The 14,031-nt window shown below is 64.7% G+C and carries 12 protein-coding genes; 6 read left to right on the plus strand and 6 right to left on the minus strand.

All coding sequences use genetic code 11. The annotated features are described in order from the left end of the window. Positions 1–102 precede the first annotated feature (102 nt). Positions 103–2,382 (plus strand): fused MFS/spermidine synthase, encoded by a 2,280-nt coding sequence (locus tag BRAGE_RS0102525; protein ID WP_027560610.1) that lies wholly within the window; start codon positions 103–105, stop codon positions 2,380–2,382. 142 nt (positions 2,383–2,524) lie between these two features. Here BRAGE_RS0102525 and BRAGE_RS0102530 read toward each other — a convergent pair whose 3' ends face one another. After that, complete coding sequence (locus tag BRAGE_RS0102530; RefSeq protein ID WP_027560609.1) at positions 2,525–3,382, minus strand: alpha/beta fold hydrolase; 858 nt, start codon at positions 3,380–3,382, stop codon at positions 2,525–2,527. A gap of 333 nt (positions 3,383–3,715) precedes the next feature. On the opposite strand from BRAGE_RS0102530, the gene BRAGE_RS0102535 reads away from it, so the two are divergent. The 3 genes from BRAGE_RS0102535 to BRAGE_RS0102545 are packed head-to-tail and all read left to right on the plus strand — an operon-like array spanning position 3,716 to position 7,090. Then, a complete protein-coding gene (locus BRAGE_RS0102535; protein WP_231164105.1) occupies positions 3,716–4,675 on the plus strand; it encodes an acyl-CoA desaturase in 960 nt (319 codons plus the stop codon). Positions 4,676–4,722: 47 nt separating this feature from the next. Further along, the gene (locus BRAGE_RS0102540) at positions 4,723–6,105 is read left to right on the plus strand and encodes an MBOAT family O-acyltransferase (protein ID WP_027560607.1); all 1,383 of its coding nucleotides are present in this window, start codon (positions 4,723–4,725) and stop codon (positions 6,103–6,105) included. A gap of 28 nt (positions 6,106–6,133) precedes the next feature. Then, complete coding sequence (locus tag BRAGE_RS0102545) at positions 6,134–7,090, plus strand: hypothetical protein (RefSeq protein WP_051377664.1); 957 nt, start codon at positions 6,134–6,136, stop codon at positions 7,088–7,090. A 7-nt stretch (positions 7,091–7,097) separates the two neighbouring features. Here the strand turns inward: BRAGE_RS0102545 and BRAGE_RS0102550 are convergent, their stop codons facing one another. Together BRAGE_RS0102550 and BRAGE_RS0102555 are read right to left on the minus strand one after the other, a co-directional pair. Beyond that, on the minus strand, positions 7,098–8,795 hold the full coding sequence (locus BRAGE_RS0102550; protein WP_027560605.1) for a fatty acyl-AMP ligase: 1,698 nt from the start codon (positions 8,793–8,795) through the stop codon (positions 7,098–7,100). 25 nt (positions 8,796–8,820) lie between these two features. Continuing rightward, entirely contained in the window at positions 8,821–9,075 is a 255-nt protein-coding gene (locus BRAGE_RS0102555) for an acyl carrier protein (protein WP_027560604.1), read from the minus strand. Positions 9,076–9,319: 244 nt separating this feature from the next. Here BRAGE_RS0102555 and BRAGE_RS0102560 point away from each other — a divergent pair, with 244 nt between their 5' ends. Then, positions 9,320–10,576 carry a hypothetical protein gene (locus tag BRAGE_RS0102560; RefSeq protein ID WP_027560603.1) on the plus strand — a complete coding sequence of 419 codons (1,257 nt, stop codon included), beginning with the start codon at positions 9,320–9,322 and terminating at the stop codon, positions 10,574–10,576. Between the two features lie 38 nt (positions 10,577–10,614). Here the strand turns inward: BRAGE_RS0102560 and BRAGE_RS0102565 are convergent, their stop codons facing one another. Next, positions 10,615–11,394: a L,D-transpeptidase gene (locus BRAGE_RS0102565; RefSeq protein ID WP_027560602.1), complete on the minus strand. Its 780-nt coding sequence runs from the start codon at positions 11,392–11,394 to the stop codon at positions 10,615–10,617. A gap of 360 nt (positions 11,395–11,754) precedes the next feature. On the opposite strand from BRAGE_RS0102565, the gene BRAGE_RS0102570 reads away from it, so the two are divergent. After that, positions 11,755–12,078 carry a hypothetical protein gene (locus BRAGE_RS0102570; protein WP_027560601.1) on the plus strand — a complete coding sequence of 108 codons (324 nt, stop codon included), beginning with the start codon at positions 11,755–11,757 and terminating at the stop codon, positions 12,076–12,078. Positions 12,079–12,135: 57 nt separating this feature from the next. On the opposite strand, the gene BRAGE_RS0102575 is transcribed toward BRAGE_RS0102570, so the two are convergent. Next, entirely contained in the window at positions 12,136–12,897 is a 762-nt protein-coding gene (locus BRAGE_RS0102575) for an ABC transporter permease (RefSeq protein WP_027560600.1), read from the minus strand. Then, a complete protein-coding gene (locus tag BRAGE_RS0102580) occupies positions 12,894–13,817 on the minus strand; it encodes an ABC transporter ATP-binding protein (RefSeq protein WP_027560599.1) in 924 nt (307 codons plus the stop codon). Before BRAGE_RS0102580 ends, BRAGE_RS0102575 begins: the two co-directional genes overlap by 4 nt. Positions 13,818–14,031: the final 214 nt, after the last annotated feature.

Below are 14,031 nucleotides of genomic sequence, written 5' to 3' on the forward strand. Positions count from 1 at the left end.
TCCATTGCGCGCGGTCCGGCGCCCGCCGGGGGAGTTATTCGACGCGTTTTCCAGCGCGAACCGGTGCCCGCTTCGCTGGAAAACGCTTTTGCCGGAGCTTTCATGGATTCGATCGTGCAACCCGCCGCCACGGAGCAGCCGTCGTCGTCGCGCAACCGGCTGCTGCTGACGGTCTACACCGCCGCGATCTTCGTCAGCGCGCTGTTGCTGTTCTCGGTGCAGCCGCTGTTCACGAAGATGGTGCTGCCGCGGCTCGGCGGCTCGCCGGCGGTGTGGTCGGTGGCGATGGTGTTCTTCCAGTCGCTGCTGCTTGCCGGCTATGCCTATGCGCATCTGTTGATGCGGGTCAGGAACCGCATCGTTCCCGTCGTGGTGCATCTGATGCTGCTGATCGCGGCCTTCGCCACCCTGCCGCTCGGCATCGCCTCTGCCTATGGCGAGCCGCCGGCGTCGGGCTACGCATTCTGGCTGCTCGGCCTGTTCGTGGTCTCGATCGGCCTGCCGTTCTTCGCGCTCGCCGCCAACAACCCGCTGCTGCAAGCCTGGTTCGTCCGCACCGGCCATCCTGCCGGCCACGATCCCTATTTCCTCTATGCCTCCTCCAACATCGGCAGCTTCCTCGCGCTGTTGTCCTATCCCTTCCTGCTGGAGCCGATGTTCACGCTGCACACGCAGAACCGGTTCTGGACCGCCGGCTATGGCCTGCTGATCCTGCTGATCGGCGGCTGCGGCGTGTTGCTGCTGCGCTCGCCGAAGCTTCCCGTGGTCGATGCGCAAACCGAGGAGATCAATGCGCCGGCCCCGAGTCTGCTGACGCGGCTGCGCTGGATCTTCCTCGCCGCGGTGCCGTCCGGCCTGCTCATCGCCGTCACCGCGCATATCTCGACCGACGTCGCGGCGGCGCCGCTGCTATGGGTGCTGCCGCTCTCGCTGTATCTGCTCACCTGGGTGGTGGTGTTCCAGTCGCGCCCGCTGTTGCCCCACAAATGGATGCTGATGCTCCAGCCGGTTGCGATCGCGGGCGTCATCGTCCTGCTGGCATTCGGCGGCGAGCAGAACCTGCTGCTGACCCTCGGCGGGCACCAGCTCTGCTTCTTCGTCATCGCCATGGCCTGTCATGGCGAGCTGGCGCGGACCCGGCCGGCGGCCAAATATCTCACCGGCTTCTATGTCGCGCTGTCGTTCGGCGGCATGATCGGCGGGCTGTTTGCCGGTCTCGTTGCTCCCTTCACCTTCTCATGGATCGCCGAATATCCGATCCTGGTCGCGCTTGCCGCGCTGTGCCGGCCGCCCGCCAGCGAGCGTCTCGCCGGTGTCGTCAAATGGTACTGGCTGGTGCTCGCCGCGCTTGCGGTCGCGCTGGTTGTGCCGTCCACCACCACGGGTGATCTGTCGACCTGGTTCGAGGATCACCGCGTCTGGGTCGCCGGCGGCGTCGGCGTGCTCGCCGCGCTGCTGGCGCTGGCATTCAATGCAGACCGCTGGAAGATCTTTGCCACCGTCGCGCTGGCGCTGGCCTTGATCCGCGTTTATCCCGCGGACGAGGGCCGCGTCACCACGGTGCGCAGCTTCTTCGGCGTGCACAAGATCGTGGTGACGCCCGGCGGCTATTTCCACGTGCTGATGCACGGCACCACCATCCACGGCGCCGAGCGCTTCCTCAACAATGACGGCACGCCCGTCGCCGGCCGGCCGGAGCCGATCACTTACTATCACAAGGACGGCGGCATCGGTCAGGCCGTCACCGCGATGCGCGAGCGCAAGGGCGGCCCGCTGAAGGTCGCGGCAATCGGCGTCGGCTCGGGCACGCTCGCCTGCGCCGCCGAACGAGGGGAGGACTGGAAGTTCTTCGAGATCGACCAGTCGATGGTGGATGCGGCGCGGGATCCGAAGAATTTTCGTTACATCTCGAGCTGCCTGCCGGACCTGAAGCCGGTCATCGGCGACGCACGCCTGACCTTCGCGAAGGAGCCCGACGGCGCCTACGATCTCATCATCGTCGATGCCTATTCGTCGGATGCGATCCCGATTCACCTCGCGACCGAAGAGGCGATGAAGATCTACAAGGACAAGCTCGCCCCGCACGGCGCGGTGGTGATGCACGTCTCCAACCGGCATCTCGATCTGGAGCCCGTCGTGGTCGGCATCGCCGACGCCAACGATTTGAAGAGCTGGGTCTACAACGAGGATTCGGGCCGCGATTCCGATTACATCTTCTCCACCGACGTCGTCATTTCCGCGCGCGATGCGGACGACGTCGGCAGGATCGCATCCTCCAAGCAATGGGAGGAAACCGAAGCCGACGACAGGGTGCGGGTCTGGACCGACGATTATTCCAATATTTTGGGCGCGCTGTACCGGCGGATAAGGGACGGGGAGTGATCGAGGCTCTCGTGTCCCGGACGCGGCGCGGCATGAATTGACGCGACGCAGAGCCGGGACCCAGAAAGATGGGCCCCGGCTCTGCAGCGCACCGCTACGCGCTGCGCCGCGTCCGGGGCACGAGAGGCGCAAGGCCGCACGCTCAGCGCTCCGGCACCGCGGCCGCCAGCTGATCGATGGTTGGCCGCGGCTTCCCCAGGCGCGGCAAGTTGAACGGGCTGTCGTCCTCGCCGAGCTCGTTGAGGAAGTCGTGGACCGCGCCTTCGATGAAGCCCTTGACCTGGTCCGAGCCTCGATCGCTGAGATCGTTGTGCTGGAATTCGGTCTTCACCACCTGGATGCCCGCCTTGGCGCAGGTCTCGTCGTCAGGGACGACACCGGGATCGGGCTTGAACTGCGGATCCCTGGAGCGGAAGGACAGGATCTTGACCCTGCCGTCGGTGACGAAGGGCACGCGCAGATTGTCGAGCGTGACGACCTTCTTCACCAGCTCCGGATGGAGCTTGGCGAAATACATCGAGATGTCGCCGCCGTTCGAATGCCCCACCAAAGTCAAATGGTGGTAGTCCGCATTGGGATAGAGCTGTTTGAGCCGCTCGATCGTGAACAGGATGTTGGCGATGCCGCGATTGTATTGCGAGCGGCGGCCGACATATTCCTCGCCGGCCTTGGTCACCATGGGATCGTCGCTCGAAAGATCGTGCTGGATGCTCACGACGAGATAGCCGCGCGCGGCGAATGTGTTGGTCAGGAACGAATACTCGGTGTGCTTGACCGTGTTGCCGTGGCTGAGAATGACGACCGGCAGGTCGATCATTTCGGCCATCGACTGGATCTCGCGGTCGCGGCGAACCGAGACCTCGACGGTCACGTCGCGGTCGCCGCGCAGGATGTCGGCCATCGCAAGGGTCGTGTGGTGGATCGCCCATTTGCCGGCAACGAAATAGGTGAAGGCCATCAGCGCCGCGGCTGAGGCGAAAACGGCAATGCCTCGCTTCATGACAGTCTCCGCATCCGGTGATCTCAATCCTGCGGGCGGGGCCATCGCTTGGATCATGCCCGGCACAAATTCCGGGCGCGCCGCAACACTTTCCGCCAGCCGTCCTGGCTCGATGAATGGGCCGGAAGCTATTGCGGGGTTTTTACAGTTGGATGACCGGCCGTTTGCGCGCGGCCGGAAGGCGGGATTCTCTCGCAAAAGTGAGGGAATTGCCGGTTTCCGGCCCCCGCCGGGGCCCAGGGCCCATGGGCCGGACCTGTTGAAACTTGAGGCGGCGGCTTGGGTTGCGCCCGCCCGGCTTGTATGTACTCATGATTGCATTGGAATCCGCCCGTGCCACAGAAACGCGATCACCGCATCATCCGCAGCCGGCATTTTCACAAGATGCAGCGGCGGCATTTCATCCTTTTCGATGTGCTGCCCTTCCTCGGCGCGCTGGCTGCGCTGGGGCTGTTGTTCGTCCGGCCGATCGGTGCCATGGAGCTCGGCCTGTTCCTCGGCTTCTGGCTGATCACCGGCCTCGGCCTCACCGTCGGCTATCACCGCCTGTTCACCCACCGCGCCTTTGCGACCTCCACGACGGTGAGCGCGATGCTGATCATCATGGGGTCGATGGCCGGCCGCGGCTCGATGCTGTCCTGGGCGGCGATGCACCGGCGCCACCACGAACTGTCAGATCACGACGGCGACCTGCACTCGCCGCTTCTGCATGGCGACAGCCTGCTCGGCCGCTTGCGCGGTTTCCTGCACGCGCACCTGACCTGGATGATCGCGCACGATTATCCCAACGTGGCGCACTACGTGCCAGACTTGATGGCGGACCGCAGGCTGGTCGCCGTCAACAGCTACTATTACAGCTGGGTCGTGCTCGGCCTGGTGCTGCCGGCGGCGATCGGCGGCCTCGTCACCATGAGCCCGTGGGGCGCGCTGAACGGCTTCCTGTGGGGCGGCGTGGTGCGCATGTTCGTGGTCGAGCAGACCTTTTCGGCCATCAACTCCGTCATGCACACCTTTGGCACGCAGCCCTTCGTCACCCGCGACGACAACAGCCGCAATCTCGGTGTAATGGCCTGGCTCGCCTGGGGTGAGGGCTGGCACAACAACCACCATGCCTTTCCGTATTCCGCGGCCTTTGGCCTGCGCTGGTTCGAGTTCGATCCCGGCTTCATCTTCATCCGCGCGCTGGAAGCGGCGGGGCTCGCCTGGGACGTCAAGGTGCCGAGCGAGGAGAAGATCGCGCGGCGCATGCTGCGGCAGCCGGGCGATGCCGCACCCGATCTGGAAACGGGCTGAGCGTCATCGGCCGGCGCGAGCGCCGGTGATGGCGCGGCTTTGATCCGATGCTCTTCAACGACTATGCCTTTCTCCTGGTCTTCCTGCCGGCGGCACTGCTGATCTACCGCCTGGCCGATCCCTATCCGCATTTGCGCATCGGCGTGCAGGTCGCGCTGTCGCTCGCCTTTTATGCCTGGGGCAGTCCGTCCTTCATCCTGCTGCTGATCGCCTCGATCGCGATCAACTGGCTCGCCTCGGTCGTCTATGGGCGGGTGAAATGGAAGACCCTGCTGACGCTGGTGATCGTGCTCGATCTTGCGGTGCTGGCGCTGTTCAAATACGCCAACTTCCTGCTCGCCAATGTCGGCCTCGTGCTCGGCACCACGCTGCCGGCGCTCGACATCGGGCTGCCGCTCGGCATCTCCTTCTTCACTTTCCACCACATCATGTACCTGGTCGATCTGAAGCGCGGCAAGGCGCCGCTCTACGCGCTCGACCGCTACGCGCTCTACATCGCCTTCTTCCCGCAGGCGATTGCAGGGCCGCTGGCGCGCTGGTCGGAGGTGATGCACCAGTTCGGAAGGCAGGTTTACGTGCCGGGCTGGCAGCGCCAGTTCTGCATCGCGACCAGCTTCATCGCGCTCGGCCTGTTCGAGAAGATCATGATTGCCGACAGCATCGCGCATCTGCTCGATCCGATCTACGCGGCGGCAGCACATGGGCCGCTTCCAAGCGGCGATGCCTGGCTCGCCTTCTGCTTCTCATTCCAGATCCTGTTCGACTTCTCCGGCTATTCGGACATCGCGATCGGCCTTGGCCTGCTGTTCGGCGTGCAACTGCCGTACAATTTCAACGCGCCGCTGCGCTCGACCAACATCCAGGATTTCTGGCAGCGCTGGCACATCACCCTGATGCTGTTCCTGCGCGACTACGTGTTTTACCCACTGGTCAATTCGCGCCTGTTGCCGCGGCGCTTTCTGCCGGTGCAATTCTTCGGCGCGATGCTGATCACGATGGCGCTGTGCGGCCTGTGGCACGGCGCGAGCTGGACCTTTGTGCTGTGGGGCATGCTGCACGGACTCGCGCAGGTCGTTTGTTCGCTGTGGCGGCGCTATGGTCCGCGCTGCCCGTCATGGCTCGGCTGGGCGCTCACGGTGCTGTTCGTGCTCGCGACCGGCGTGATCTTTCGCGCGGGATCGGTGGAGGCGGCCTGGCATGTCTTCTCCGGGCTGTTGTCGCCGCTGCCGCTCGAACGCGGTGGACAGTTGTGGCCGCTGATCGCAGCGCCGTTGTTCGCGTTCGTGCTGCCGGCGAGCCAGGACATCGTGGCTTTCTTCACCCGCCGTCCGAACGTGGTGCTGGCGGGCCTGCTCGGTGTCGGCATTCTTGCCTTGCTGATTCAGATCGGCGAACGAGGGGTCCATGAGTTCGTCTACTTCCAGTTCTGACGTCTCATCCGGATGGAGCCGTTGCCTCGTGGCCTGCTTTGGCGCGCTCGCGCTGGGCGCGGCGTTGATTGCGACCCTCGTGATCCTTGTCGATCCCTACGATAGCGGCCGTTTTGGTCCCTTCGCCATTCGCGGCGTGGCTGACCGCAATCCCTGGACGGCCAATGTAAGCCGAGCCCGCGACACGCAATTTGATTCCGCCATCCTAGGCAATTCGACCGGGCAGCTGCTCGAACCTGCGCGACTGGACAAGGCGACGGGTCTGCGCTTCGTTCAGCTTGTCGCGCCTGGCGCCGATCCGCGCGGCGATCTCGCGATTCTCGATTTCTTTGCCCGGCACCACCAGACGATCCGCGCCCTCGTCTTCTCGATCGATCAGCCCTGGTGCAGCCAGGCGGTCTTGCCTCTGTCGAAGGACCCATTTCCGTACTGGCTTTATGAGGGCGGCACATTGCGCCAGCTCGGCCATCTCTTCACCTGGGCCGCGCTCGATCGCTCATTCCAACGTATCGCCATCGCTCGCGGCGCCCGCCAGCCGGTCCGCGCCGATGGCTATTGGAATTACGAAGAACTATGGGCGCCCGGCGCGAAGCATCCGACTGCTGCGGAGCCGGCGAACGCGGCGCCGTTCAGAGGCAAAGTCACGGATCATTTTCCGTACGCGGACATGCTGGCCGCCGCGATCGGAAAATTTCCGCGCGAGGTGGCGGTCGTGCTGGTGATGCCCCCGACCTTCTACACGATCGTGCCTGTTCCCGGCACGCGCGACGCCGCAGTTCATGCGGCTTGCAGGGAAGCCTTCCGCTCCATTGTCAGCGGGCGCGCAAACAGCAACCTGGTCGACTATCGCGTCGACAACGCGTTGACGCGTGATCCCGCCAATTTTACGGATCTCGTCCACTACCGCGCGGCCATCGCGCGCAGGATTGAGCAAGGCATCGCCGCGAGCCTGCGAGACGGTCAGGGCGCAAAGATCGATTTCTGAGTCGGCCTCAGCCGATCTCCTCAAATCCTCCGTCGAGCCACAGCCGGCGCGCCAGCTTGCGCTGGATCTTGCCGCTGGTGGTTTTTGGCAGCGTGCCCGGACGGATCAGCGCGATGTGGCGCGCGGAGAGCTCATGGCTGTCGGCGACGGCTTCGCGGATCCGGCCCTTGATCTCCTCGGTGTCGATGGTGTGGCGCGCAGTGCGCTCGACTTCCTGCACGATGACGAGCGTCTCTTCGCCCTCGTCCGGCACCGAGAAGGCCGCACCGCAGTTTTCGCGCAAAGCACCGTCGAGCGACTGCACCGTGCGCTCGATGTCCTGCGGATAATGGTTGATGCCGCGGATGATGATGAGGTCCTTGATCCGCCCGGTGACGAACAGCTTGCCATTTGTATCGAGGAAACCGAGATCGCCGGTGCGCAGCCACAGGCCGTGCTCGCCGGAGATCTCAGCATTGAGCCCGTCGCGGCTCGCTTCGCCGTTGCGCCAATAGGCGCGGGCGACGTTGGCGCCATTCACCCAGATCTCGCCGACGCGGTCGGCGGGCAGACGCGTGCGCTGCTCCGGGTCCACGATCGCGATCCGTTCGCCGGCGAGCGCGCGCCCGCAGCCGACGACGATCTGCGTGTCGTCCGCGCTGGACGGCGCCTCCGCGACATGCGCCTGGAGCGCCGCGCGGCTCACGCTGCGCGTGACGTGACCGCCGCCGCGGCGTCCGCCGGAGATCAGCAGCGTCGCCTCCGCCATGCCGTAGGCCGGATAAATCGCGCGCGGATCGAATCCGTGGGGCGAGAAAGCCGTGACGAACCGCTCGATGGTGTCCGCATGCACCGGCTCGGCGCCGTTCAGCGCGATCCTGAGCGAGGAGAGATCGACGCCCTCCATCTGGTCGGCGCGATAGCGGCTGACGCAGAGATCGAAGCCGAAATTCGGACTGCACGCCACTTCCGCACGGTAATGCGAGATCGCGCGGAGCCAGCCAAGCGGCCGCTGCATGAAGGCATTCGGCGCCATCAGCACACAAGTAGCTCCGACATAGAATGCCTGCAGCGCGTTCAGGATCAGCCCCATGTCGTGATAGAGCGGCACCCAGTTGACGTAGGTCGACTGTCTGGTGTTGCCGAGCGCGAGCCGGATCATCTCGAGATTGGCGAGCAGGTTGGCGTGGCTCACCATCACGCCCTTGGGCTCCGAGGTTGAACCTGAGGTGTATTGCAGGAATGCAATGTCCTCGGCCGTCGGCTCGGGCAGATCGACTGCCGCCGCGGCATCGGCGGCAAGATCAACCTCGATCCAGCGGATGTTCGCCTGCGCAAAGCGCGTTTGCAGATCGCCGCGAAGCGCGAAAGCCGAACTGGTCAGCGCCAGCGCCGGTGTGCAATTGGCGAGGATCGCGGCGCTGGCGTCGCGCGCGGCGTTTCGCCGCGGCATCATCATCGGCACCGCGATGATGCCGGCCATCAGGCAGCCGAAGAACGCCACCATGAATTCGATGCCGGGCGGAAACACCAGGATGGCACGCTCGCCGGGCCGTGCGGCCGCAGTCAAGCGCGTCGCAAGCGCGCTTGCGGCGTCACGCAGCTGGCGGAAGGTGAGGGCGGCTTCTTCCGTGCCGCGATCGGAGACGAAGACATAGGCGCGGTCGTCAGCCTGCTCCGCGGCGCGCCGCGCCAGGAGCGCCACGAGCGAGCGGAAGCTGTCCATTGGGCTGCGCCGGGTTCAGCCGCCGTCAGGCGGCGGTGCGGATCGCGCGCTTGTCGGCGAGAAATCGCGACAGGGCCTCGACGGTCGGATGGTCGTAAAAGTCGTCCGTCGACAGTTCGAGGTCGAGCTTCTCCTCGAGCTCCATCATGAGATAGACCAGCATCGCCGAATCGAGGCCGAGGCGGTTGAACTTGGTGCCGGTGTCGACCCGATCCTTCGAGATGCGCAGGATATTGGCCAAAGCGGTAACGCAGAAATCCGAAATCTGCTCGCGAGTCATGTCATTTCCCAGAAACAATTGGAAAGACAATACGGGCGACCCCAAGGTTGTCAATTTGGCCGAAACGCCGCGGCGTTGAAGGTTGGGGACTGTTGCCTTTGCGCCGCTCGCTGCTCGATTCGTGCCCAGACTGACTCGGTTTGCTGCCTTAGGCAGCGGCATGTTGGTCGGTGAGGCGGTTGACGACGGCCGCGAAGCAGCGAAACTGGTTCTCAAAAGAAGATCGGTTCCGGGAGGGACAGACATGCGGCGCATCTTGATCGCAGCGATGGCGGTTCTCATGGTTGGGCAGGCGGCAGCCAAGGATGTGCTTTCGGGGGCTCGTCTTTACGAAGACGTCACGCGCTACGCCTCCTTCGGCCTGCACCGCTTCGGCTCGCCCGGCGACCGCGCCACCGCGGACTGGATCGCCGGCGAGATGAAGCAGGCGGGATTTGACGTCAGCTTCCAGCCCGTCGTGCTCGGCCGGCAATATGTCGTCGAGCAGGCCAGCGTCGATGCCGGCGGCACGCGCGTGGAGGCGACACCGTTCTGGTGGCCGCCGGAAGACCAAGCGAGCTTCCATCTCACGGCGCCGCTCGCGCGCGATGGCGATGTCGCCGGGAAGATCCTCTTGCTCGACCTGCCATTCGATCGCGGCGCCTATCTCGGCCCCGCCCATCGCGCGGCGATCAGCGAGGCGGCGGCGAAGAAGCCCACTGGCATCCTCCTGACGATCGGCAATCCCGCCGACGACCGTTTTGCCTACAACGTCACTCAGGAGGACACGCCCTGGCCGGTGCCGGTGATCGTGGTCGGCGCCAGATCGCGCCCGACCTTCGAGCGCGCGCTGGCGTCAGGTGCGCCTGTCACCCTTGACGTCAAGGGCCATTACGAGCGCGATGTTGCCGGCCGCAACGTCATCGCCTCGATCGGCACCGGCCCGACCATCGTCGTCTCGACGCCGATGACCGGCTGGTACAGCTGCGTCTGCGAGCGCGGCCCCGGCATCGCCAACTTCCTCGCGCTCGCGCGCACCGTCGCTGCGGAAAAATGGCCGGCGCATTTCGTCTTCATCGCGACCGCCGGCCACGAGATCGGCCATGGCGGCATGGAGCTGTTCCTGAAGCACGGCGCGCCGGCGACGAAGCAGACGCTGGCGTGGATTCACTTCGGCTCGTCGAACGCCTGCTACGCCTTTGCGGAAGGAGCCCGCACCGATCGGCCTGAGGAAGAGCGCTATCTCGTGCTGAGCAAATCGGCCGTCGCGCTGACCGACGAGGCCTTCGCCAGGGTCGATGCCAAACGTCTGGTGACGGAGAAGCAGGCAGTCGGCGAGCTGCGCGACGTGCATGCAGCGGGCTACGCCAATTTCCTTGGCATGGCCGGCCGCCATCGGACGTTCCACACTCCGTCGGACGATCTCGCTGCGACCGGGGCCGACATCCTCGAGCCGGTCGCCCGTGCCTTCGTCGATGCTGCGCGGAAGATCGTCGAACGCGGCGAGGCCGCGTTCAGATAGAGCATGATCCGAACCCGGATCATGCTCAAATAACAACGTCAGTTCTGATAGTAGCCGCGCGGCTGATAATACTGCCGCGGCTGCTGCTGATAGTAGCCCTGCTGGCCGTAGCCCTGATTGTAATACTGCTGCGGCTGCTGCTGCTGATAAACCTGCGCGTCATAGAGCGGGCGGCCGGCAGAGCGCGGGGCCGGATAGCGTGCGCCGGTGTCGCTGCCGTCGGCCGGATAGATGTAGTTGTCGTCCTGCGGCATGTAGCGGCGGGCGGGTTGCGCCGGCGGCGCCAGATTCACGGGATCGCCTGAGGTGGCGTATTGCTCTTCGGCCGGCTGCTGGGCGCGAGCGACCGCATTGGCATTGCGGCCGCGCGGGTTGCGCGCCAGCGCCACTTGCGCCGAGCCGGTCAACGTCACCGTGGTGTTGAGCACGCCCTGCTGCTGCACCAGCGCGTAGAGCGTCGAGGCGTTCTGGCGCGACAGCCGGACGCAGCCATGCGAGGCCGGCGAGCCGAGACGGCCGACCGAGTCGGTGCCGTGAATGGCGTGTCCGACCTTGGTGAAGAAGATCGAATGCGGCATCGGCGCGTCGTCGAACTCCTTGGAGAAGTGATCCTCTTCCATGCGGAAGGCGCGGAAGGCGCCGCTCGGCGTCTCGCGCGAGGGGATGCCCGTCGACACCGGCCAGTGATAGCGGGTCACGCCGTCGACGACGACGGTCATCTGCTGATTGTCCTTGTCGACGGTGATGTCGACCTTGGCGTGCGCGGTGCCCGCGCTCAAAAGCATCAGGGAAGTGAACGCGATTAAATATGAACGCATCTGACGTCTGGCCTCCGGCCTGTTCACGCTAGAGCATGATCCGGAAAAGTGTGTAGCGGTTTTCCGAAAGATCATGCTCAAACAATAGCACCGCGGCTCTCCGTCCCCCGGCGTGCAATATGCCTGCAATCCGGCTTTCGTTCCAGCGGCCTGCCCAGCCATCGTTAACGTGATGCGTGATGTAAGCAAGGCCGCTTTGTGCCACGTGGTGAGCTGCGATGCTGACATTTTCGCGAGCGGACGGGCATTCACAACGCCGACAATTCGTCACAAAGGCGCAACCATTTGGCCGCTTCGAACGTTGATTGTCGCCTGCCGCGACAGGCGGCGTCCGCCGCCGAACACCCCTTGGGATCGAAGATGAACAAAGCCCGTATCGCCGCCGCAGCCCTGCCGGCCGGTCTGCCTGCCCGCCTGCTGTTCGCAGCTGCCGCCATCCTGCTCGCGCTGTTGGCGCTGCCGCACGCCGGCCACGCCCAGGGCATCGTGCGCGGCGCGCAGGAAGGTTCGTATGAAGGTAACCGCATCGCCGGCCCCGTGGGCGGCGTCGTAGGTGGCGCGGTCGGCGCCGGCGTCGGCGGCGCCGTCGGCGCGGTGGAAGGCGTGTTCGGCATTCCCCACCGTCACTATCGCCACTGCCGCGGCTATTACGACGGCTATCACCGCTTCCACTGCTATCGGTGAGTTCACGGCCGTCATTCCGGGGCTCGCCCTACGGGCGCCCCGGAATGACGGAAGAGGTTAGTTCTTCAGCCGGTAGCCGGTGCGGAAAATCCACCAGATGATGGCGAGGCAGACCACCAGGAACGCCACTGTCATGCCGATGCTGACGGACACGCTGACGTCAGCGATCTCGTAAAAACTCCAGCGGAAGCCCGAGATCAGATAGACGACCGGATTGAGCATCGCGACCGTGCGCCAGCCCGCCGGCAGCATGTCGATGGAATAGAAGCTGCCGCCGAGGAAGGTCAGCGGCGTCACCACCAGCATCGGGATCATCTGCAGCTTCTCGAAGCCGTCGGCCCAGATGCCGATGATGAAGCCGAACAGGCTGAACGTCACCGCCGTCATCACCAGGAAGGCCAGCATCCAGATCGGATGATGGATGTGCAGCGGCACGAACAGGCCGGCTGTCGCCAGGATGATCAGGCCCAGGATGATTGACTTGGTCGCGGCGGCGCCGACATAGCCGAGCACGATCTCGAAATAGGAGATCGGCGCCGACAGAATCTCGTAGATCGTGCCGGTGAATTTCGGGAAGTAGATACCGAACGAAGCGTTGGCGATGCTCTGCGTCAGCACCGAGAGCATGATCAGGCCCGGCACGATGAAGGTGCCGTAGCTGACGCCCTCGACCTGGCTGATGCGCGAGCCGATCGCCGCGCCGAACACCACGAAATAGAGCGAGGTCGAGACCACCGGCGAGACGATGCTTTGCAGCAGCGTGCGCCAGGTGCGCGCCATTTCGAACAGGTAGATGGCGCGGATGGCGCGGTGGTTCATGACGTCCTCACGAGGTCGACGAAGATGTCCTCGAGCGACGATTGCGTCGTGTCGAGATCGTTGAAGCGGATGCCGGCGGTGCGGAGGTCGCTGAGCAGGCTGGTGATGCCGGTGCGCTCGCCCTTGGTGTCGTAGTCGTAGACCAGCGTCGCGCCGCCGTCGCAGAGGTCGAGTTCGTAATGCGCGAGGCTCTCCGGCAGCGAGGCAATCTTGCCTTGCAGATGCACCGTCAGCCGCTTCTTGCCGAGCTTCTGCATCAAGGTCGTCTTGTCCTCGACCAGCACGATCTCGCCCTTGTTGATGACGCCGATGCGGTCGGCCATCTCCTCGGCTTCCTCGATGTAATGGGTGGTCAGGATGATGGTGACGCCGGATTGCTGGAGGGTGCGCACCACCTCCCACATGCCCTTGCGTAGCTCGACGTCGACTCCGGCGGTGGGCTCGTCCAGGAACAGGACCTGGGGCTCGTGCGACAGCGCTTTGGCGATCATCACGCGGCGCTTCATGCCGCCGGAAAGCGTGATGATCTTGTTGTCCTTCTTGTCCCACAGCGAGAGGTCCTTCAGCACCTTCTCGATATGGGCGGGGTTCTTCGGCTTGCCGAACAGGCCGCGGGAGAAGCTCACCGTCGCCCACACGCTCTCGAACGCGTCGGTGTGCAGTTCCTGCGGCACCAGGCCGATCAGCGAGCGCGCCTTGCGGTAGGAGGTCTGGATGTTCTCGCCGCCGACCAGAACCTTGCCTTCGCTGGGATTGGCGATGCCGCAGATGATCGAGATCAGCGTGGTCTTGCCCGCGCCGTTCGGCCCGAGCAGCGCAAAGATCTCGCCGCGCTTGATGTCGAGATTGACGTTCTTGAGCGCCTTGAAGCCGGACCCATAGGTCTTCGACAGATTGGCGACGGAAATGATGGAGGACATGATGGCCGCAAGGCTGAGGGGCAAAGGCTGGGGAAGGAAGCTGGAACCCGCCGGGAGGCGGGTCAGCGGTGCCCTGAGATAGGAATGCCCTTGCCCGGTCGCAATTGCCCGGAGAAAAATGGCCTCAAAACAGGTGGTTGAGTGGCAGGTTCCCGGCAAGTGTTGCGCGATGGTCACGGCTTGCCGCTAAGATCGCCGCTCACGCGCCTCTTTG

This window comes from Bradyrhizobium genosp. SA-4 str. CB756 (assembly GCF_000473125.1).
GTDB lineage: Bacteria > Pseudomonadota > Alphaproteobacteria > Rhizobiales > Xanthobacteraceae > Bradyrhizobium > Bradyrhizobium arachidis.

Coding starts and splice junctions, on each gene's coding strand:
- BRAGE_RS0102525 (WP_027560610.1), top strand. CDS start 103: ATGGATTCGATCGTGCAACCCGCCGCCACGGAGCAGCCGTCGTCGTCG.
- BRAGE_RS0102530 (WP_027560609.1), bottom strand. CDS start 3,382: ATGAAGCGAGGCATTGCCGTTTTCGCCTCAGCCGCGGCGCTGATGGCC.
- BRAGE_RS0102540 (WP_027560607.1), top strand. CDS start 4,723: ATGCTCTTCAACGACTATGCCTTTCTCCTGGTCTTCCTGCCGGCGGCA.
- BRAGE_RS0102550 (WP_027560605.1), bottom strand. CDS start 8,795: ATGGACAGCTTCCGCTCGCTCGTGGCGCTCCTGGCGCGGCGCGCCGCG.
- BRAGE_RS0102555 (WP_027560604.1), bottom strand. CDS start 9,075: ATGACTCGCGAGCAGATTTCGGATTTCTGCGTTACCGCTTTGGCCAAT.
- BRAGE_RS0102560 (WP_027560603.1), top strand. CDS start 9,320: ATGCGGCGCATCTTGATCGCAGCGATGGCGGTTCTCATGGTTGGGCAG.
- BRAGE_RS0102565 (WP_027560602.1), bottom strand. CDS start 11,394: ATGCGTTCATATTTAATCGCGTTCACTTCCCTGATGCTTTTGAGCGCG.
- BRAGE_RS0102570 (WP_027560601.1), top strand. CDS start 11,755: ATGAACAAAGCCCGTATCGCCGCCGCAGCCCTGCCGGCCGGTCTGCCT.
- BRAGE_RS0102575 (WP_027560600.1), bottom strand. CDS start 12,897: ATGAACCACCGCGCCATCCGCGCCATCTACCTGTTCGAAATGGCGCGC.
- BRAGE_RS0102580 (WP_027560599.1), bottom strand. CDS start 13,817: ATGTCCTCCATCATTTCCGTCGCCAATCTGTCGAAGACCTATGGGTCC.